The sequence below is a fragment of the Capnocytophaga sp. oral taxon 329 str. F0087 genome, assembly GCF_000213295.2.
Classification (GTDB): domain Bacteria; phylum Bacteroidota; class Bacteroidia; order Flavobacteriales; family Flavobacteriaceae; genus Capnocytophaga; species Capnocytophaga leadbetteri_A.
Window position 1 is genome coordinate 22,808 of sequence record NZ_KN389988.1, and the last position, 20,552, is coordinate 43,359.

The 20,552-nt window shown below is 41.9% G+C and carries 26 protein-coding genes; all 26 read right to left on the reverse strand.

Annotated features, from left to right (window positions below; genetic code table 11):
- Positions 1-399: GNAT family N-acetyltransferase (locus HMPREF9074_RS12280; RefSeq protein ID WP_034539592.1), on the reverse strand; the 399-nt coding region annotated here is incomplete at its 3' end.
- A gap of 16 nt (positions 400-415) precedes the next feature.
- The gene (locus HMPREF9074_RS12285) at positions 416-592 is read right to left on the reverse strand and encodes a hypothetical protein (RefSeq protein ID WP_009391633.1); all 177 of its coding nucleotides are present in this window, start codon (positions 590-592) and stop codon (positions 416-418) included.
- Between the two features lie 93 nt (positions 593-685).
- Positions 686-1,597, reverse strand: coding sequence for an SPFH domain-containing protein (locus HMPREF9074_RS02250; RefSeq protein WP_009391631.1), 912 nt, complete (start codon positions 1,595-1,597; stop codon positions 686-688).
- A gap of 44 nt (positions 1,598-1,641) precedes the next feature.
- Positions 1,642-2,298, reverse strand: a complete 657-nt coding sequence (locus HMPREF9074_RS02255; RefSeq protein WP_034539594.1) for a carbonic anhydrase — start codon at positions 2,296-2,298, stop codon at positions 1,642-1,644.
- 11 nt (positions 2,299-2,309) lie between these two features.
- The gene (locus HMPREF9074_RS02260; protein WP_009391624.1) at positions 2,310-3,239 is read right to left on the reverse strand and encodes a cation diffusion facilitator family transporter; all 930 of its coding nucleotides are present in this window, start codon (positions 3,237-3,239) and stop codon (positions 2,310-2,312) included.
- Positions 3,240-3,324: 85 nt separating this feature from the next.
- Positions 3,325-3,783 carry a hypothetical protein gene (locus HMPREF9074_RS02265; protein ID WP_155846665.1) on the reverse strand — a complete coding sequence of 153 codons (459 nt, stop codon included), beginning with the start codon at positions 3,781-3,783 and terminating at the stop codon, positions 3,325-3,327.
- Positions 3,784-3,855: 72 nt separating this feature from the next.
- A complete protein-coding gene (locus tag HMPREF9074_RS02270) occupies positions 3,856-4,371 on the reverse strand; it encodes a glycoside hydrolase family 73 protein (RefSeq protein WP_009391622.1) in 516 nt (171 codons plus the stop codon).
- Positions 4,372-4,375: 4 nt separating this feature from the next.
- A complete protein-coding gene (locus tag HMPREF9074_RS02275; protein ID WP_095913601.1) occupies positions 4,376-4,648 on the reverse strand; it encodes a cell wall anchor protein in 273 nt (90 codons plus the stop codon).
- Positions 4,649-4,707: 59 nt separating this feature from the next.
- On the reverse strand, positions 4,708-5,271 hold the full coding sequence (locus tag HMPREF9074_RS02280; protein WP_009391620.1) for a hypothetical protein: 564 nt from the start codon (positions 5,269-5,271) through the stop codon (positions 4,708-4,710).
- 225 nt (positions 5,272-5,496) lie between these two features.
- Positions 5,497-5,745, reverse strand: a complete 249-nt coding sequence (locus tag HMPREF9074_RS02285; RefSeq protein WP_009391619.1) for a hypothetical protein — start codon at positions 5,743-5,745, stop codon at positions 5,497-5,499.
- 59 nt (positions 5,746-5,804) lie between these two features.
- A complete protein-coding gene (locus HMPREF9074_RS02290; protein WP_009391618.1) occupies positions 5,805-8,249 on the reverse strand; it encodes a GIY-YIG nuclease family protein in 2,445 nt (814 codons plus the stop codon).
- A gap of 45 nt (positions 8,250-8,294) precedes the next feature.
- Positions 8,295-8,657: a hypothetical protein gene (locus tag HMPREF9074_RS02295; protein ID WP_009391617.1), complete on the reverse strand. Its 363-nt coding sequence runs from the start codon at positions 8,655-8,657 to the stop codon at positions 8,295-8,297.
- Between the two features lie 27 nt (positions 8,658-8,684).
- A complete protein-coding gene (locus tag HMPREF9074_RS02300) occupies positions 8,685-10,214 on the reverse strand; it encodes an Eco57I restriction-modification methylase domain-containing protein (RefSeq protein WP_009391616.1) in 1,530 nt (509 codons plus the stop codon).
- A 58-nt stretch (positions 10,215-10,272) separates the two neighbouring features.
- Positions 10,273-10,437, reverse strand: a complete 165-nt coding sequence (locus HMPREF9074_RS12025; RefSeq protein ID WP_009391614.1) for a hypothetical protein — start codon at positions 10,435-10,437, stop codon at positions 10,273-10,275.
- A 41-nt stretch (positions 10,438-10,478) separates the two neighbouring features.
- The gene (locus HMPREF9074_RS02305) at positions 10,479-11,138 is read right to left on the reverse strand and encodes a hypothetical protein (RefSeq protein ID WP_009391612.1); all 660 of its coding nucleotides are present in this window, start codon (positions 11,136-11,138) and stop codon (positions 10,479-10,481) included.
- A 553-nt stretch (positions 11,139-11,691) separates the two neighbouring features.
- Positions 11,692-11,955 (reverse strand): hypothetical protein, encoded by a 264-nt coding sequence (locus tag HMPREF9074_RS12290; RefSeq protein WP_052141359.1) that lies wholly within the window; start codon positions 11,953-11,955, stop codon positions 11,692-11,694.
- A 13-nt stretch (positions 11,956-11,968) separates the two neighbouring features.
- Positions 11,969-12,514 carry a four helix bundle suffix domain-containing protein gene (locus HMPREF9074_RS02315; RefSeq protein ID WP_009391606.1) on the reverse strand — a complete coding sequence of 182 codons (546 nt, stop codon included), beginning with the start codon at positions 12,512-12,514 and terminating at the stop codon, positions 11,969-11,971.
- A gap of 57 nt (positions 12,515-12,571) precedes the next feature.
- On the reverse strand, positions 12,572-12,790 hold the full coding sequence (locus HMPREF9074_RS02320; RefSeq protein WP_232297123.1) for a hypothetical protein: 219 nt from the start codon (positions 12,788-12,790) through the stop codon (positions 12,572-12,574).
- Positions 12,791-12,846: 56 nt separating this feature from the next.
- On the reverse strand, positions 12,847-13,953 hold the full coding sequence (locus HMPREF9074_RS02325; protein ID WP_009391603.1) for a beta-ketoacyl synthase N-terminal-like domain-containing protein: 1,107 nt from the start codon (positions 13,951-13,953) through the stop codon (positions 12,847-12,849).
- A 7-nt stretch (positions 13,954-13,960) separates the two neighbouring features.
- A complete protein-coding gene (locus HMPREF9074_RS02330; protein ID WP_009391602.1) occupies positions 13,961-15,157 on the reverse strand; it encodes a Bcr/CflA family multidrug efflux MFS transporter in 1,197 nt (398 codons plus the stop codon).
- A complete protein-coding gene (locus tag HMPREF9074_RS02335) occupies positions 15,157-17,622 on the reverse strand; it encodes a zinc-dependent metalloprotease (protein WP_034539571.1) in 2,466 nt (821 codons plus the stop codon). Before HMPREF9074_RS02335 ends, HMPREF9074_RS02330 begins: the two co-directional genes overlap by 1 nt.
- A 25-nt stretch (positions 17,623-17,647) precedes the next feature.
- A complete protein-coding gene (locus HMPREF9074_RS02340; protein ID WP_009391598.1) occupies positions 17,648-18,427 on the reverse strand; it encodes a (Fe-S)-binding protein in 780 nt (259 codons plus the stop codon).
- A gap of 61 nt (positions 18,428-18,488) precedes the next feature.
- A complete protein-coding gene (locus HMPREF9074_RS02345) occupies positions 18,489-18,848 on the reverse strand; it encodes a cupredoxin domain-containing protein (protein WP_009391596.1) in 360 nt (119 codons plus the stop codon).
- Between the two features lie 38 nt (positions 18,849-18,886).
- Entirely contained in the window at positions 18,887-19,309 is a 423-nt protein-coding gene (locus tag HMPREF9074_RS02350; protein ID WP_009391595.1) for an LNS2 domain-containing protein, read from the reverse strand.
- The gene (locus HMPREF9074_RS02355; RefSeq protein WP_009391593.1) at positions 19,297-20,127 is read right to left on the reverse strand and encodes a 1,4-dihydroxy-2-naphthoyl-CoA synthase; all 831 of its coding nucleotides are present in this window, start codon (positions 20,125-20,127) and stop codon (positions 19,297-19,299) included. Before HMPREF9074_RS02355 ends, HMPREF9074_RS02350 begins: the two co-directional genes overlap by 13 nt.
- Positions 20,128-20,306: 179 nt before the next feature.
- Positions 20,307-20,543: a bacteriocin immunity protein gene (locus HMPREF9074_RS02360; protein WP_009391591.1), complete on the reverse strand. Its 237-nt coding sequence runs from the start codon at positions 20,541-20,543 to the stop codon at positions 20,307-20,309.
- Positions 20,544-20,552: the final 9 nt, after the last annotated feature.

A 20,552-nucleotide genomic window follows, 5' to 3' on the forward strand; every position in this document is an offset into this window, starting at 1 on the left:
TCTCTTATTTAGTTCTATAGCCTCATTTATGATACCCTCAAGCAAAATACTCCCTAATCCTTTCCCTTTATAGGTCTTATCAATTCCCAGACGACCTATTTTCAGCGAGGGTATATTCTTCAAATGTCTTTTTCTATGAGGTATTAAGTTTTGCACAAACTTCTTATACTGACTTTTAGAGGGGAATAGTTCCTCCCTTATCTGCAAACTATCGCTTAGCACACTATAAAAACCTAAAGTACGCTCATTGTTTTCTACAATAAAAGTAGTAGCCAACATTTGTTTTTGATAAAGAATAGCTTCTTTAAATAAGAAGTCATTCAAATCTTCATCTTCACAATCAAAAGGTTTTATGGTGTGGTCTTCTGTAAGCAATAAAAAAGATAAATCTTTAAACATTTTCTTTCTTAACTATCTATTTACTACTTTCTTTAAATATCGATTTTAAAAATCTTGCACTTTCTTGTATCTTTTCACGGTCAAGCACAATACCTTTCTCTTTTAGATAATCTTTATAATTATCTAATTTATTCAAAAAATCAAGGGCTTCTTGCCCTTCAAGCACTGGGGTAGGTTGTATCTCTCTTGCCATATCTTTATTATTTCTCAGCGTGCAAAAGTACAAAAAATTAGTAAATTAGCAAACTGACAAATTTGCTAATTTACTAATCTACTTATTTACCACTTAATTTGCTTCGTTGTTAGTAAGCTTAGCTACTTGTGCCGATGCCGTAAATGAGGTAATCATATTATTGAGCATCTCACTACCTGCTTCAGGCGAATTAGGCAACAAAATAAGGTTGCTGTTGGTTTGTTGTCCTACCGCTTGTAGTGTGTCGTAGTGCTGAGTGATGACTATCAGCGCAGAAGCTTCTTGCGAGCTCACCCCTACTTTCTGTAGTACATCTACGCTTTCTACGAGTCCTCGGGCTATCTCACGGCGCTGGTCAGCAATACCTTGTCCTTGTAGGCGTTTGCTTTCAGCTTCTGCTTTTGCTTTTTCTACTATCAAGATGCGTTGTGCATCACCTTCGTACTGAGCCGCTACTTTTTCGCGTTCAGCAGCATTAATGCGGTTCATCGCTGCTTTCACCTGTGCATCAGGGTCTATATCAGTCACAAGGGTTTTAATGATGTCGTAACCATAAGTCTCCATCGACTCTTGTACCTCGCGTTTTACGGCTATAGCGATATCGTCTTTCTTCACAAACACATCATCGAGCTTCATCTTAGGCACCTCAGCACGTACTACGTCAAACACATAGCTGGTAATTTGGTCGTGTGGGTACTCAAGTTTATAAATAGCATCGTATACTTTTTCTTTGATAACCACAAACTGCACCGATACTTTTATTTTCACAAACACATCGTCTAAAGTTTTAGTTTCTACTATCACATCTAACTGTTGAATCTTAAGACTGATGCGAGCCGCAATCTTATCAATAATAGGTATTTTCATCTGCAAACCCGAATGGCGAATGCTCTCAAATTTACCAAATCGCTCAATAGATACTGCCGTCTGCTGACGTACGGTGAAAAAAGTAGAAAGCAGAAATACCACTGCTAAAAATACTAAAATGTAAAAAGTAATACTCATTTCTTTATAATTATTAATTGTTAGTTCTTAATTCAAAAAATTGGTTAGTAGTGCTTATACCAATCTTCCCCTGTAAGGTCGTAAATACGCTGTATCTTCTGTATGAAATCTTCAAAATCAATATTTAGGTCAATAAGCTCGCCCGAATGAATGTCGAATACCCAACCGTGTACCAACGGAGTGCGGTATTGCAGGTAACTCTCTTGCACTACAGCCATTTTAGTAACGTTGAAACATTGTTCTATCACGTTTATTTCCACAAAACGGCGGTATCGTTTATCTGCATCGGCGATAGCATCTAACTCTTGCTGGTGCAAGCGATACACATCGCGAATAGTCCGCAACCAAGGGTTTAACAGTCCGTAGTCTTTAGCCTGCATCGCTGCCTTTACCCCTCCACAATCGTAATGCCCACATACCACTATATGCTTCACATTCAGGTGCTCTACCGCGTACTGTATCACAGCAGTCGAACTCATATCAAGGGTATTAACTACATTGGCTATATTGCGATGCACGAATACCTTGCCAGGGCCTACCCCCATCATCTCTTCAGCGGCTACCCTACTGTCAGAACAGCCTATGTACAGATAGTCCGGATTTTGGTCAGCAGCTAATTTTTCAAAGAAATGCACATCAGCCGCTTTCCTATTTTTTACCCATTGCTGGTTATTCTCAAAAATTTGTTTGTACGTATCCATAAAGTTATTATTTAGCACTTCTCATCTTCACAACAGCAGTCAGGGGCGTCAATCTCAAGCGTAGCGTGACTGATATGCTGATGCAATAAGGTATGCTTCAGTTCTTTCTTCAGCTCCATTACCTCCTTAAGCGGCAAACATTCTTTCAGCACTATATGTGCCGTAAGGGCGTTTTGCGAACTACTAAGTGCCCAGATGTGTATGTGATGTACCCCTGCTACTAAGGGGTGCGCCTCGAGCTGTTCTCTAATATGCGACCCATCTACATCGGCAGGCACGCCGTCTAAAATAAGTTTTACGCTTTCTTTCAGCAAGCCCCAAGTAGAGAAGAGTATCACGATAGCCACTACAAAACTGCTGATAGGGTCAGCTATATTCCAACCGGTGAAGTAGATAATCGCCCCTGAAACAATCACCCCTACCGACACTAAGGCATCGAGCATCAGGTGCAAAAAAGCGCCTTTTATATTGATGTCGGTCTGTTGTCCTTTGTAAAACAAGAAAGCTGAAACAGCATTGATAACTACTCCTATAAAAGCGGTAATCATTATAGCCGAGCCTGCCATTTCGGGCGGTGAAGAAAGTCGTTCAAAAGCCTCAATAAAAATCTTAACTACTATATACATCAGCAGCACTGCATTGATAAGCGAGGCAAATATCGAAGCCTTTTTATAGCCATAGGTATACAATTGGGTAGCGGCCTTATGGGCGAGCTTCATACCGATAAGCGAAATAACTAAACTGGCTACATCGCTTAGGTTATGACTGGCATCAGAGATAAGGGCTAACGAATTGACGCTAAAACCTACCACAAACTCAATAATAGTATAAAGTAGATTTAACCCTATACCTATGTAGAAAGCGCGATTTAGCTGCTGAAGGTCAGCTACTGAATGCTCGTGGTGGTGATGATGGTGATGGTGGTGATGTTCTTCTTCCATAAACGATGGCTCATTTAAAGTTTTTTGCGACTACAAAGGTAGAACTTTTTTTGTAAAAACAAAAAATAATTTGCTGATTTGTCAATTATTTGCCGATGTGCCTTTTGTATATTATAAGTATCCCGACAAGCACTAAGCCCCAGAGCCAATAATGAGGCACAGTGCGCTGCTCGCGTTGCTCTTGCTTTTGATATTGCTGTACTTGGTGCGCCTCTACCCTACTCTGGTCAGTTCTTTGCGCTACTAAAGTGTTCGTTACTGCCTGCTGATGCGCCTCTTGCTGCTGTTGTAGCTTTATACGTACTTTCGCATTGCTAGTATCTCGCGGAGGCTGCCATTCAAACTCTAAAGTAGCGCCTTGCCACTGATGATGTGCTTGCCTTTGTGCGGCAGTCGCTATTTGCTGCACGCTATCTCGCTGCTCTTGGTAATGTTGCGCGGCATATTGTTGTTCAGTACGGACTACCCGCCTGCTGCGGCAGCCTACAAGTCCTATCACACATACTAAGGATAGAACAAACGGAATATTAGAGTTCTTTTTCATTTTTCTAATAGTTAATTGTATTTGTTTTTGTTTCATCTGTTAGACTCATCGGCTCATCGTCAAATTGGCAAATCAGCTAATCGGCAAATCGGCAAATCGGCTAATCAAGCGGCAAAGTTTTTGTGCATAAGCAGGGTCGGTAGCGTAGCCAGCTTGCGCCACCGCTATTGCAAACTTATAAGGGTCAGCTCTAACCGCTAAAGCCTTAGCATAGCGCTTGTGTTTAAAGAAAAACTGAGCGTGGTCAGCAAAACAGGCTTCGGGAGAGGGATAAGCTCTAAACCAATCTTTCACAATACACTCATACCTACCGTCAGGGCGAAGTCGCACACTGATAACAGCAGGGAACTGCCCTACAGCAGGCGGGGTGCTGAGTATCTCGGTGGTGAGCAATAACTGCCGGTCAGCTTCGCTACTGTTGCGCGAGGCTTTCACTCCAAAAAACATATTCCTCGGTGCGTGCTGCCCCCAGCCACTCTCTAAGGCCGCTTGCGCTAAGATGAAGAGGTGCGAAATGCCTGTCGCCTCCTCAACTGCCAAGGCAGCATCTTTGTATTTAAGTTTAAAATCTTGTACTATTGTTTCCATACTATTATTTGTTTTTGGTTGCCAACAAAAGCGTTTCAACCGCATTTTCAAGTTCTTTAATACGCTGATTAGCCTCATTAAGGTCAGCGATAGCCTTTGCGTATTTAGCCGATAGGTCATCTATCATTTCGCGATAGATATGTATTGCCTTATCTACGTTGTCCAGCTCGCTGCTCTGTAGTTCCACTCGCTGCTTAGGTCTGCCGAAAAGCCAACCTGCAAAGCCCGAGAGCAATAATCCTATAAAGGAGAAAAAGTGTTCTTTTAGTAAGTCCATAATCATTGATTTGTTAATTTGCCGATTTGCTAATCAACAAATCGGCAAATTGACTAATTTTAAAGGGTTATTTCTTTAGTTACTACGTTATTAGGGCGGTCAGTAGCTGTTACTAGTATTTTGCTACCGCTAAGTGTTGCATTGATAGCCGTAGTAGTGTACACCCACTTACCTTCGCTAAGAGTAGCAGCCCCTTCTTCTATAGCCGAGTTGTTAGCGGCAACTATTTTTACCTTTACGGTCATCACTTTCGAAGCGTCGGCAACCTCTATAGCTATTTTCTCACCATTATGAGCGCCTGTATAAGCTGAAGTATCGATACGGTCTATTACTGGAGCCTTCAAATAGTCAGCTATAGCCATTATGTAAGCACTTACCCCAGGTCGTTTAGCAGCCTCATCGGCATATGCTTTTTTAAGAGTAGGGTTTTCCAAAGCATTTTTGGCATATACAGTTGCTTTAGCGAACTTTTGGTGGTGAGCCTCTTGTTTAGGCGTCTTACTCACCTTATAATTAGGAAATTTAGTAACGATAGTTCTACCATTTACTTGTTTAAATACGAGTTGTTTACCAACTCTTCCGCTCAAACCAGCGATTACGATGTTGTTTTTACTTTTTGCCATTTTTTTTTAATATTTTTAGGTGAAACATTTAGTTAAAGAGCGCTCTTTGTTTGTTTTTGACGCTGCAAAGGTGCGGCAAAAAGCAAAGCCTCGCAAATAGTTGTCGCATCGTGTTACAACCCTGTCTCATCATACTACAACTAAAGCCCAAAACCACAAAAAAAGAGAGACGAAAAACACACTGTTTTTCGTCTCTCGGTTTTGACTTTTGTCTTTAGAAAAGCGCTATGCCTTCTTTTGTTTCTCTAACATTCGTTTCTCTAACACTCGTACTGAAACAAAAATCGAAACGACTCCTGCTAAAGAAAGGAGATTGAAGAGAAATTCTCTTTCTTCCCATTTTAAGCAAACTACAAGAATACATGCTATCAAAGAACCCCTTAATAACCATTGGTATATTCTAAAAGTTTTCTTTGACATTGGTCGATCTTCTTCTGAAATAAATGCTCGAACTTTTTGTAAAAATTTAGTCATAGTATATAAAAATTATTGGGTTATGATTCAGTATTAGTGAGGCAAAGGTATGAGTATTCTTAATATACCCTCAGGGTTACAAAACTTTCATCTTCATAGCGTTTAAATTTATAAACAGCATCATTCATCAATCCCTTATTGAAAACACCCAGCGAGGCAAGCAACTCAAACTGTTGCTGAGTAAGCCCCGTCACACGCTTAAAAAGCTCTGGTTCCAAGCGCCGCACTACATCGTAAAAAGTCTCTTCACGATAGGTAGTCAGGTACATAAAGTACGGAATACGTGTAGCGAGCTTGCGCAACTTCTTCTGTATTTCGCCGCGCTTCGTTTTATATTCTTTTTCTTCTTCAGTTATTTTCTTATCGGGCTTTTCTCCTTTTTCAGCAGCCTCTTTCTTGGCTTTCTTTATCTTCTCACTCTTGTTAATCATAGTGGTAATATCATCGCGCAGCGAACGAAAATCTTCTATACTCTCCAAAGCAGCCATCGCTTCAGCGTTGTTCATCAGGCGACTTAAGGTAAGGGTATCTACATTCACCAGCAGATTGCTCTCCCAACGGCGCACCAGCTGGTTAGCAGTTGTTCCCACTATAATTTTGTCTAATATATCCTGTGCATTAATAGCGTCTAATCGTCCCCCTTCGTAGTAAAGTACCGGCAAAAAGTGTATAAACTCAGCTACTGCCCGCTCTCTGCTTATCTCGCTATTCATCGTCAGCTGACCGCAGTATTGGTCTATCTGCTTCAGCGCGCGGTCAGGAGCAAAGTCAAACACATAACAAAGGGTTTTAACTATTTCCTCGCGGTTAGGCGAAGTCTTATTCGGGTTCTTCAGTACCCAAGGAGTCTGCACCCTAAAAATCGACTGAAAATAAGTCTCCGGACTGGTAAGACTTCTCAATACAAAAATACCCGACCACGCAGGCACCGATACCCCTGTGGTGAGCTTACCACAAGATAACGTAATCGACTCCGATGTAATAGGGTCGCCCATTTGCTGTTTCATACGCCTCAAAGCCTCTTCTCCTATCCCTGCCTTAGTGCCCGAGCAGTTGATAATCTTATAGCTTTTGAAAAACACATTGGCTTTTAGCAGATTTTCCATCGCATCACAAGCTGACACATTAGGCAAAAACCAAAAAGTATGTTGCAAGTTCCTGAGCAATTCCACATCCGAAAAAGGCATAGGGGCAAAAATATCTGCTTTTAGGTCGCTTTCATTAGCCTCTAAAAATTGCCCTTTGATAAAGCTTAACCAACCTTGCACCGCTGTTTCATATTTGAATTTGGCATTCTTCCCCTTGCCTTCAGCTTTAAAAAACACGTTGAGGTCAAACTCATCTTTATCACCTTTCTCAGCCATTTCTTCTACCTTCTGGGGCAATTTGTAGAGCATCATCTGCATTTTGGGCAGCGACAGATAGGGGTTATTATCGCCCTGCCATTGCTCTTTGGCTTGCTGCTCATCAGTATATGTCCAACTAAAAATCTGGTCTTCTAAAAAATCGCCGTTTTGCAGCGCACGGAAAGGGGTGCCAGAGAGGTACAAATAATGGTTAGTCGTAATGGGCAGTGCTTCCTCATCAAAATCCTCTACAAAGCTAATATCGTTACCCTCTTCGTTTTCTATAGTCTTAGCCTCTGCTTGGTAGTCTTCATACTCTTTTTTGAGTTGCTTTTCTATTTCTGTTTTAGGATTATTGAAAAGGTCTTGTGCTTTTTCGCGCCACGCCCCAAAGTGGTATTCGTCAAATATCACACAATCCCAATGCGTTTGGTGTATCCATTGGTTTTGTTCTTTAATGCCCTCCGTAGCTCTGTCTTTGCCCAATAGGTCTTGAAACGAACCAAAATACACATACGGGCGCTTCTTATCTATTTGCTCCCGCGAGATGTCAATCTCCGACTGCGATACAAACTGCCAGCCTTGAAAGTCGGTATGAGTAAGCAGGTCATCGCGCCACGCATTTACCACAGCAGGCTTAAAGGTGATAACAAGCAAGTGCTTCCAACCCATCGCTTTAGCCAACTGATAGGCAGCAAAGGTTTTTCCGAAGCGCATTTTAGCATTCCAAAGGAAGTGCGGTATATGCCCCTCAGTTGGCCGGTTGTTCTTAAAGAAATCAGCCGTAATAGCTACCGCTCTTTGTTGTTCAGGGCGCATTGCAAAGCTGTGATAGCGAGTCGCATCAGTGTTGTATTGCCCCGTCTTTTCATAGGTAATACACGCTTTGAGGAGTTCTACGCTACAGCGAAACCACTCGCCTTTTTCACGCACCACCCCCATACGCTGTAAGCCACGATGAATTTCGTGGTCGGTAAAGAAGGTGCCATCATTGCGAATAGCGAGCTCATCGAGTTCTATACGCCACGTTTGTTGGGGCATTTTTACGGCTTCAGTTTGCTCGCGCACGCGTTCTTCAGCAGTGCGGGTAGTATACCCCACCTTTAGGCAATCAGGGAAACGCTCATCAGAATACGCATAAATACGAGGGATGTTCATAATAATTAGAAAATTAATTTAAGAGGTGCTGAGTTAGACTGTTTTCTAACGAGGAAAAATCCATTGTAAAGCCGATATTATTAATGAAATGATTGATATTATAAATGCCCATTTTGAAGAGGACAAGTACCATATAAACCTCCTTTCTAATAATGCATCTCTACCTTTGTCTGTAATATAGTAATAGATTAAGTTTTTTCCATCATCCACTAGTCCAGTTGACTTTATATAGTCATAACTTTTTAAAGAGCTCAGAATAAGATTCAATTTATCAAGATGGATATTTGTTTTTCTATGTAAATCCTGTTCACTCAAAGATTTGCCTTGTTCTGTGTAATCAGTTCCACTATAACTTTTATCATTATACTCTTTATTGAGAATTTTTAATATACGATGTTTTTCTCTCATATTATTCAATTTAGTTTATTAAAAATTCTACTCCATCGGTCTTACCATTTTTTCTATATAAGCTATTTCTTCCGCTGTAAGACCGTATTTGCGGTATAGCTTTTCGTCTGTCCATTCCTCATCAAAATCTTGTAAAGGTATTAATCCAAATACACTTTTAGTTACGTGCATTGTACCTTTCCCTAAATAAAGAAGAAACTTAAAGAATTTTGTGTTCATATATTTAAGACAGTTTAATTGCTCTTTTTCTGTGTCAAAAGGACCTACTAACAAAAAAGTTTCTGTACAGATTTCATTAGGTTGAGCTTTTATAATCTCTGGGGGATTTATTGCATTGGTTGAATAACTTGTAGTAAAAAATAATTTATATTTATCTATACTATCAAAACCATTAGTTACAATATCTCTTGAAATATAACCAATAATACGCTTAGCCCCTCCCTTAATTCCTTTTACTCCATAAATCTTCAAAGCTTTTTCAAAAGGTTTAAAACTCAGGTTAGAGTTAGGATACCTTTCTGGTGTATTGAATAAAAAACCTCTTATACCATATGGTCTTACTTGTGAAACTATTTTTGAAAAACTCTCTTCGGAAGATGATTCTTCAATAATAGAAAGGACTCTATTGTTACGTATAATATATTCAAAATAGTTGTTTTTCAAAAAACGTTTTGATTTTATCTCTTCCCCTTCGTTACTTCTAAAAATATAGTCTGTTTTTCCTTTATATTCTCTATCCAAAAGAAAATAGCAGACTCCTCCATCAAGATTTTGACCTGGGAAGCAATCTTTAGAGTTTTCAAAATCATATAAGATTTTAATTTTCTTATTTTCGACCATATTCTCTCTGAATTTCTTTAAGCCTCTTCCTCCTACCATCCATTTTGAAGGGATAATCATACATAAATAGCGAGGGTTCAACATAATAGCCTGTTCTACAAACTTGTTATAGATAGGCACTGCACTATCAGAACTTCCTCCACTACCATCGCTCATTTGGTAAGGTGGATTGCCGATGATTACATCAAATTGCATTTCTTTATAAGGGTTTTTGTTATGTATAAATAGATAGGCGTGTTGTTCAAGGGCGCTACGTTGCTCGGTGCCAAACTCTCTTTCGGTGGCACCACAATAGCTACACTTGCCCTTAACGAAGGTATGCTCACAGGGCGCAAAATAAATATTGCCATCAGGGTTACCTTGCTGGGCAAAAATACCGGTAAGGCAGTGTGCTAACTCGGTAGTATCTTTGCTGCAATAAAGGGTACGCCGCGCCATAAGTGCCGTAAGTTGGGTAATAGCAATGCCGTAAAGTTGCTGCCCCAATATATGGTCAAGGCGCTCCTGAGGGTCAGGTATAACCGTTGCCAAACCTTTCATCAGCCGTTTGGCTATCTCACGCAAGAATACACCACTCTTAGTAAAAGGGTCTAAAAACTTAGCATTAGGGTCGCTCCACAACGCCTCTGGCAAAGTATCAAGCATACGATTTACAACCGCTGGTGAGGTAAAAACTTCATCATTACTCAGATTTGCTAAACAATCTAATACATCCATACTATTGTTAATTGGTCATACAAGTCAAAATTGATAAACTATTACATTGCTGAGAGCTCTACCTAGCGCTATTTATGTTAAACGTTGTAATACGTTTTCCGCTTTTTATATCTTCCAATGCTTTAATTTTTAGTTTTTTCTTTCTCTCTTCAGAGTCTTGTGTTGAGAAAATAAATATCATCAAAACTAAGCCTAAAATCATATGTACTATTACTCCTGCCATATTGTTTAAATTTTAAAGGTTATTACTATTGTTTATTTTTTTTATTCTATGTCAATTAGCAAATTGACAAATTGACAAATTTCTAAATAGGGTTTATACGGTGAGGTCTGTGCGTGTAGTTCATTGTTTGCGCCAAACATATCCAACTGTTTACCTACATTGCCAGTGGTAGTGGTCTCAAAATCGAAAGTGCGATAAGCTACTTGTGTAAAGTCAGGTTCACTAAAAAGCCATTCGTAGAAAACAATAGGCTGCCCATCGGCAGTTTTGTAGGTAAGGGCATCACCACAAATAAGGTTCTTTTGCATTATAAACCGAACACTGTCAGCAAGGGCTTTCTCTAAAGAGTGTCCTTGCACTTGTTCGTAAGTATCTAAAAGTTCACTAAAAAGCCGTTCGCAGCATTCGGCTATATTGTCGGACAATATATCTATCCCATAGATACTGCCCACTACCTGTAGCAAATGGGTATCATACGCCAAAGGCTGCTTGCCGTACTGTTCAGCGAGAGTGCGGAGTTTGCGGCGTAAGATTTCAATAAGGAAATTGCCATTACCGCAGGCGGGTTCTAAGAAAGTAGCGCTAAGGCTAAAGCTCTGTTCTTTTACCAAGTCGAGCATAGCATTCACCTCGCGTGGGTTAGTATACACCTCGCCGTGGTCAGCAACTCGCTGTTTCGATTTTACTTGTGGAAGTTCCATAGCAAAGAGCCTTCACCTGTTCCAAAGTGAAGAAATAACGCTTGAAAAGCGTGGAACAGCAGCTCTACTCTTTGCAAAATTTAAAAATAGTAGCTCATAGCAAAGGAAGACACTATTGCGCTTCCTTTGCTCTACAGGCTAACCTATATTCTGCGTTACTGACAAAAATTTTCCAGATTTTTACGGGTAACAGAATAAAGCTAACGCTTTTTTTATTTTTTTTGTAATGTAGACATAAAAAAGCGTGAACTAATACTCTACTCTGTTACCCGTAAGCGTCTGGAATCGCTCAATAACACAGAAATAGATAGCTCACGCCTATAATAGGAGGAGCATTATCCTTTTGTTTCTGTGTTATTTTAAAAATTTTCCAGATTTTCACGAGTAACAGAACAAAAGCTAACGCTTTTAATATATCTTTATTTTGGGTGCATAATTACGACAAAAAAGCCTATTATGCAATTTTTTCACAAAGTTTTTTGCTCAAAAAACACATAACTCACTGATAATAAAAAAAATAAAATCAACAATTAACTTATTTTATTCAGTTAAACTACCCTCTCATTCTTCCCAGCCCTCTCAGCCCTCCCAGCTTTCTCATTCCTCCCAATCTTCTCATTCCTCCCAATCTTCTCATTCCTCCCAGCCTTCCCATTCTTCCCAGCCTTCCCATTCTTCCCAGCCTTCTCATTCCCCCCAGCTTTCTCATTCCTCTCAGCCTTCCCATTCCTCTCAGCCTTCCCATTCCTCTCAGCCTTCTCATTCCTCTCAATCTTCCCAGCCCTCTCAGCCCTCCCAGTCCTTTCAGCCTTCCCATTCCTCCCAGAAAATCATTTATTTTTAACGTTCAGTCTTGCCTGATACATACGTTCTTTTATTCCTCCTTCTTTTAGGAAGTTTTTTTCTTGTTTTTCCAGCAGTCGGCAAAGTAAAAAAGAAGTCTGATGAATGAGAGTTATGCAGAGGTTAGCAAGGGCTTCGTCATTATATTTGTGCAGAAGAGAATGATATTGGTCAAAGATAAGTTCACTAGCAGCGTATGCACGCATTTTTTCATAACGAGGATTAGAACCGTCCCATAACAGTTTGTTACGAGTACGCAGATAGTCCTGATAATCAATTAGTAGTTCTTCAAGACTTGCTTTAGCCACATTAGTTAGTTTAATTTCAGTTTCAGTAGAAGTAGCGGCAGCTCGGTTACCTTCAGCTATATTTTGTTTACCAGAGCGAGCGGCTTGTAGCATTTGGTCGATAGCACGGTCACCTTTTTGCAAAAAATGCTGAGTAAAGAAGAAAGTAATATCATAAATAACAACAGATTTCTTATAGGCAATAAGATTATGGTAATCGCCTTTTCTTTTCAGAATGGCACTCATAGTTTTATATTTTTAGTGGTTAAATATTATGGTCGCAAGTTAATAAATTTTTCTCTATTAATAAAAATTTAAAAACCTTTTTTTTGAAAAAATCGCTGCTCCCAGCCCCCTCATTCCTCTCAGCCCCCTCATTCCTCTCAGCCCTCTCATTCTTCCCAGCCTTCTCATTCTTCCCAGCCTTCTCATTCTTCCCAGCCCTCTCATTCTTCCCAGCCCCCTCATTCCTCTCAGCCCTCTCATTCTTCCCAGCCCTCTCATTCTTCCCAGCCTTCCCATTCCTCCCAGCCTTCTCATTCCTCCCAATACACTCACACTATACGATCGCCGAAGGATTACCGAACAACAGCAATCACTACAGCGGTATTGCTACCGCCAAAGCCCGAGGCAGTTTTAAGCAAATACGTTAGTTGTTGGTGTTGGTATTCTTTTAGAAGATGCAATGGGTGTGGCACACCGTTGTCTGAAGAATTGAGGCTCTTTAGCAGCACCCCTCTGCGAGCCGCCTCGATGGTGACGATAGTTTCCAAAAGCCCCGCGGTGCCTAAGGTATGCCCAAAATAACCTTTGTAGCTATTTAGCGGTACCTCAAGCAGTTGCGCACGACTAAATGCGTGACTCTCCATCTCGTCATTATAACGCGTACCGGTGCCGTGAGCGTTGATAAGCTCTATTTGCTCAGGGCGCAATTGGGCTTCCTGCAGCGCGCGCTGTACGCTCTGGTAAAGCCCTTCGCCCGTACGCGAGGGGGCAGATATATGGGCGGCATCATTGATAGAGGCGCTGCCCAACAGTTGCGCCTTAGCCCCTTGTGGGTCACCCGTTACATAGGCTGCTGCTGTAGCTTCGCCCAAAGTGATGCCGTCTCTATCCGGACTGTAGGGCTTGCAAGGGCTGGCACTAATAGCCTGAAACGACTGAAACCCCGAAAGTACAAAGTCACTTATCTCATCGCCTGCCAATATTATTGCACTATCATACGCCCCTGCCTTTAGCAATCGGTCAGCTACCGATAGCGCCATTGCTCCTGATACACAGGCATTAGAAAGCACGATAGGCTGAGAGGTAACCCCCAGCTGAGTTGCTATTTTATGTGCTAAAGTAGAGAGATAAGGCAAAGAGGCATCAGTAGATAAGTTGTTGATATTGCCTTTGGTAGTAGAGAGGATAAAAGCAGTACGCGGACTGATAGCAATGCGTGGTAGTAGAGGCTGCACTGCCAAAAGCAGCAATTGCTCTAAGCGCGAAAACTCTCCTTTGAAAGGGGTAGTAATAAATTGAGCAGCTATTCCCTCATCGTCTATCTTCGATAAGGGAATAGCTGCCCATCTGCCCATAGTGGGGTGTTTTGCAATACCCGATTGCCCTTGTAGTACTGCGTCTATAGTACTAACGAGGTCAAAGCCCAAAGGGGTCACTATGTTATACTCTGTAAAAAACAATCTTTTCCTAATTATGCGCTTGCGGCTCGCCTCTTACCAACCCTATGTAACTTATAACGGCCACTACTATACAAATCGCCATAGCAAAGACCATTGGGCGCTCAGTATCAATGGTGAAGAGGGCAAGAAGCATACCCACTACCGAGCCGATGCCAAAACGCAACATACCCGTAAGCGAGTTGGCTGTACCGGCTACTTCGGGGTACATATCTAATATGGCAGCATTAGCGCTACTCGACACTACCGACACAAGCCCCACATAAGTGGCTACCCCTACTACTGTAGCCCATAATCCCAAGTGAAAAATACCGCATACTAACAGCCATACACCGGCTATTAGCTGTATGGTGAGCCCTAATCGCAATGATTTTTCTACGCCTATTTTAGTAACAAATTTACCATTGAGCGAGGTGGCTGTCATCATCACGAGGATATTCAGCAGAAAGAAATAACCAAAATGCTTAGGTGCTACCCCAAAAAGCCCTGTATAGACAATAGAACCTGCTGAAAGAAAGCAGAACATACCTGAGTACGAAAGTGAATTGCAGAAAATATAGCCTAATACCTTTTTATTGCTCAACAGTCTGCCAAAAACCTTTAGAATACTACCTATCTTTAAAGGCGTTCGTCTGACAGGCGGAAGAGTTTCGGGTATTTTAAAGAAGACTAATAGAGCGCATACCAATCCTAATGCCATTAGCACATAAAAGATAATATGCCAATGAAACCAGTCGGTTAGGTAACCACCCAATACCGGAGCCAACAAAGGGGCTATCATCGTAACAATCATTATCATAGACATCTGCCGCGCAAACTCATTCTTAGCAAAAAGGTCGCGTAGCAATGCCCCTGTAACTACGGCTGGCGAAGCTCCAAAAAAGCCCTGCACAAAGCGCAACGCATAGAAGTGCTCTATATGCTTCACTTGGGTAATGCCTAAAGACACCAATGCCGACACTACTATACCAATAAGAATAATTGGTTTGCGCCCATAACTATCGGATAAAGGCCCCCAGAAGAGCTGCCCAAAGGCAAATCCGAAAGTAAAAAGGGCTAAAGTAGTTTGTATTTTCTCCTGCGATACACTAAAGTCATTTGCTATATTGAGAAACGCAGGTAGGTACATATCTATCGCTAAAGGCGTCAGCATTGACAAGATGCCCAAGATAAGTACAAACAAAAAGTCGGCACGTGGTTCTTGCACTATTTTTTAGGGTCTTTAATGTTATTAATATCCTTCAAAAGTTGTTGGTAGTGCAGTTGGTTGATACTATTAGCGGCTTCACCTTGTAGGGCCTGTTGTAGGTATTTTTCTACTTTATTGAGATTTTGCAAAGCGAAAATACGCACATCAGACACTTGGTTAAGCGCTATTTTATCAGTTTTATTCTCTGGATTGATGAGTTTGCCTAATTGCTCTATATAAGCGCGTTGTGCCCCGCGTCTGTAAGTGTTTTGACGCGCATCAGAAGCGTTGAGAGGCTTCCATACCGCAGCAAATACATCGTTTAGGTACTCGTCGGCAGTATAAGGGTTTTGCGATACCAACGCCTGATTAGCAATACGATAAACTACCCCTTCGGCTAACAGATAGGCTAAAGTAGTGTTTTGCTGTCCTAATATGCTGGCATCAACATCTACCCCTATTTTATCGGTTATCTCTTGTGGGTACAACCAAAGCGGCGTGGTAAACAAATGCTGGTCTATATAGGCAACTGCCTCTTTTACTTTCTCTTTAGGCACTTCTTTATATACCTCTTTATCGCCTACAAAACCTACATATCTATTGCCAATGTATTTAAGTACGTGGTTTAAATAACGGCGGTACTGCTGGGTAGCCGCTTGGTGCATTCCTAATAAATAATCGTACTTATCATTAGGCTGCTTTGTCCATTGAGGTAGATTTTGTACTACGTATTTGAGGTTTTTAAGTCCATAAGTGTTGGCTTTCATCACGTTGTCGGACAGGTCTTCGCGTTGAGCACGAGGGTCTTCATTATTGCCTTCACCACCAAACCACAAACGAGGATTCGCCTTTACACGCTGGGTAGTAATATCGGCAAGAGCTTCTTGCTCGGCATACTCATCTTTGTACTTATCAGCATAGTAGCGGTAACCCCACTCTATCGCCCATTTGTCGTAATCGCCTACACGGGGGTAAATTCCTTTAGAGGAAATGTTGTCTTCAGGCTGTGCTACATAGTTGAATCGGGCATAGTCCATAATAGAAGCGGTGTGACCGTGCGCTTCTACCCACGCCTTGTCGCGGAGTTTTTCTACCGGAGTGGCATAGCTTGCCCCCATATTGTGGCGCAAGCCCAAGCAGTGCCCTATTTCGTGCGAAGAGACAAAGCGAATAAGGTCGCCCATAAGTTCGTCATTTAGAGGCAAAGTGCGTGCGCGCTTATCTACCGCTCCGGCTTGTATCATATACCATTCTTGTAGGAGTTTCATCACGTTGTGATACCAACCTACGTGGCACTCTATAATCTCACCACTGCGAGGGTCGGCTATGTTAGGGCCATAGGCATTGCTTATTTCAGAAGGCAAATATCTGATAACGCAGAAGCGCGCATCTTCCATACTCATAGAAGGGTCGTTAGGCCAAGGTTTGGCTACAATAGCGTTTTTGAAACCTGCTTGCTCAAAAGCTACATTCCAATCGTTTACCCCTAAGATGAGGTATTTTTGCCATTGCTTAGGTGTGGCTGGGTCTATGTAGAAAACAATTTGCTTTTTAGGTTCTACCAATTGCCCTTTTAGGTATTTCTTCATATCCTCTTTGCGAGGTTCTAAACGGAAACGGTGTATGTAGGCTTCGGTTTCGGTGCGTTGCTGGTCATCGCCAAACTTCACAAATCTGCTAGCAAAAAAGCCTACACGAGGGTCGAAAAGACGCTTAGCCATTGGCTCTTTGGGCAGTAATACTATCGAAACGTTTAGCCCCACGCTTACCGCTCCTACACGATTGGCAGCGGGTATATTGCTAGGCGATGCCGAAAAGGTTCGCATCGCATTGATTTCTACGTTGATAGGATAAGGGCGTACATCTTCTACATACGAGCGGTCGAGGGCAGCATTGCCTAACTTCTGCGAGGTCTTGAAGCTAGATGAAAAACTGGTAATGTTATTATCTTGCTTGAAGAAATCAGTAACATCAATCAGCTGACTTTTCGTCTTAGGATTGCGACCTATGACATTGAAAGACGCAATGATAGGGTTAGCACTCGAGTTGGCTACCGCTGTATAGATATTGTGGGTGCTATCAGCCTGTTGTACATTTACAAAAGCGCGCAGCGAAAGGGTTTTGTCGGTGCGTTGCTCGAAGTAAATGGTCTGCTCGTTTACCTTTTCGCCCGCGTACATTCCGAAGTTATCAGGAGCGGTTTTCAGACGGGTAACACACAGCAAGTAGCGATTTAAGAGGGTGTCGGGTATTTCGAAATACCATTTTTCCTCTATTTTTCGTACAGTAAAAAGTCCGTTGCGCTCTATGCCTCCTTTTTTGATGAGTTTGGCATACTCTTCAGCGCGTTTTTGTTCGGGTGTTTTTTCAGTCACCTTTGTTTTGGTCGTGTCCTTAGCAATAGTGTCTCTTACGGCTGTAGTTTTCTGCGCAAAAGACAGGGTTGTAGCTGCCAAAAGGAGCAAAAAAATGTTCTTTTTCATTTTTTCAAATAATAATTTATAGGTTCTACAGAATAGGATTTTCATTTGCCATCAGTTCGGCTATATCATATATTTTCACTTGTGTTTCTTTCTCTTTTGTCTTTACTCCATCGGTCATCATCGTATTGCAAAACGGACAAGCGGTAGCGATAATATCAGGGCGCACTTCGAGGGCTTGCTCGGTGCGGAGTACATTTATCTCCTTATCCCCTTTTTCAGCTTCTTTGAACATCTGTGCCCCACCTGCACCGCAGCACATAGCACGAGATTTGCACTTTTTCATCTCTACCAAATCGACTTCTAACTTGCTGAGGAGTTCGCGCGGTGCGTTGTAGACCTTGTTGGCTCTGCCCAAGTAGCAGGGGTCGTGAAAAGTGATGCGTTTGCCTTTGAAAGTGCCGGTTTCAACCGTTAGCCGTCCCTCATCGATAAGGGTTTTGAGCAGCTGGGTGTGGTGCATTACTTCGTAATTGCCGCCCAAGGCTGGATATTCGTTTTTGATAGTGTTGAAACAATGCGGACAAGTAGTGACTATCTTGGTGACCTGATAACTATTGAGCACCTCTATATTCATCATTGCCTGCATCTGAAAAAGGAACTCATTGCCGGCGCGCTTAGCGGGGTCGCCAGTGCAACTCTCTTCGGTGCCAAGCACAGCAAAGCGCACCCCTGCTTTCTGCAAAAGGTGAGCAAAGGCTTTGATAATACGTTTCGCTCTGTCGTCAAAACTACCGGCACAGCCTACCCAAAAGAGTACTTCGGGGGTTTCGCCTTGTGCTGCGAGTTCTGCCATTGTTTTTATCATACTGTTCTAATTTGAAAATTAGCAAATTAGTAAATTTAGTGTGAGTCGTATGGGTTGTAGCTTATTTTACGATTTGTAAATCGCCATCTACAAAACCTATAGCTATATGTTGTACGTTAAAGAGTTTAATACTGTTTTCAGCTACTATTTCTTTAAGAATTTCAGTAATCATTGAGAGTACTTGTTCCCAATGAACTTCTTCAGGTATTTCATCTAAAGGTAAAAAGCAGTCATCGGGTACAAAATCGTCTTCGCAAGCCCAATCAGGGTCTTCATCATCATACCAAGAAGAACCTATAAGCTCTAATTCATAAGGTTCTGAGATATTGAAATTCAGTGCGACAATATCATTAGGTAAGTTTTCTTGACGATCTATATCAAGTAACCATTTTTTAATCTTGTTTTTAACGGTTTCTTTCATTTTAAAATAGTTTGTCGATTTGCCAATTTGCTCATTGACTAATCGTTGAATACTTCTACGGTTTGTTCTTTGAGGATAAAATCGGTGAATTTGCCTTTGTAACGGGTGGCTTTTACGATGTGATTGTCTATCCAATGATAATTGCCGCCGCGAGGTTTGCCAAAGATGATGCCGTGATACTTGAAGCCGTGCTTTTTGAGCCACTGCTCAGTAACCTCGCGATGCTCTTCAGTACGCGAGGTGAAAAAGTAAATAACGTGTCCGTCGTCATACCATTTGTTTACTTGTGCCAGCGCATCGGGGAATACCTCAGCAGTAGCCATACGTTCAGGCTCTTCATTAGGGATGTCCTCGCCTACCGTGCCATCAATATCGATGAGGTAGTTTTTCACCCCTTCTGGCAATATAGGGTTCTTATTGCCTTGAGCATCTTCTTTTAGCGTAAATTTTACGGTATCCATTTCTTTTCAAAATTAGGTTTTCGTTTTTGGAGGAAGGCATCGCGCCCTTCTTTGGCTTCATCGGTCATATAAGCAAGGCGGGTGGCTTCACCAGCGAATACCTGTTGCCCTACCATACCGTCATCGGTGAGGTTCATCGCGAACTTCAGCATTTTGATAGAAGTAGGCGATTTGGCCATTATCTCTTGCGCCCACTCAAAAGCGGTAGCTTCGAGTTCGTTATGAGGTATAACCGCATTTACCATACCCATCTCGAAAGCCTCTTGAGCGGAATAATTGCGCCCTAAGAAAAAGATTTCGCGCGCTTTCTTCTGTCCCACCATTTTGGCAAGGTAAGCTGAGCCATAACCGGCATCGAAACTGGTTACATCGGCATCGGTTTGCTTAAAGATAGCGTGCTCTTTGCTGGCGAGGGTAAGGTCGCAGACTACGTGCAATGAGTGTCCGCCCCCCACAGCCCAACCAGGGACTACGGCAATTACCACCTTGGGCATAAAGCGAATAAGGCGTTGCACCTCGAGGATGTTGAGGCGATGATAGCCATCGTCGCCCACATAGCCTTGGTGACCACGCGCTTTTTGGTCGCCCCCACTACAAAAGCTCCACACGCCATCTTTAGGCGAAGGACCTTCGGCAGAGAGCAATACGGCGCCTATATTGATGTCCTCGTAAGCATCTTTGAAGGCATCGAGGAGTTCGGAGGTGGTTTTAGGGCGAAATGCATTGCGCACCTCAGGACGGTTGAAGGCGATACGCGCCACCCCGTCGCATTTTTTATACGTAATATCTTCGTATTCTTTTACGGTTATCCAGTTCATATAAGTGAAAAGTGAAAAATGAAAAGTTATTTAGGAGGCAAAGGTAGTAATAATTTGTCAATTAGCCAATTTGTAGATTGTCAATTATTTTGTAGGTACTATGGTTTTCAAACAAGTCCAATGGGGCAGACTTATTAGACAAATCTAACGGGGCGGACGATTCTGATAAATTACAACTATTAGCTCATTATGATAGCTTTATACGCCAAGCATTTGTCTACTACTTCCTCGACGGTGGGGTCGTAGGAGGAAATATCCATAGTGCGGGCGTTGTAGTTTTCCGGATAGAAGAATAATGAACTGCCCTCGGGGTGAGGTACATTGCGATCGAAGCGTTCCATTAGTTCCTCTTGGCGATCGTCATCGTCTTCTTCTATGATTTGGTTCCCCAATTGTATGAGTTCTTCTCGGGTCATAATTCTAAT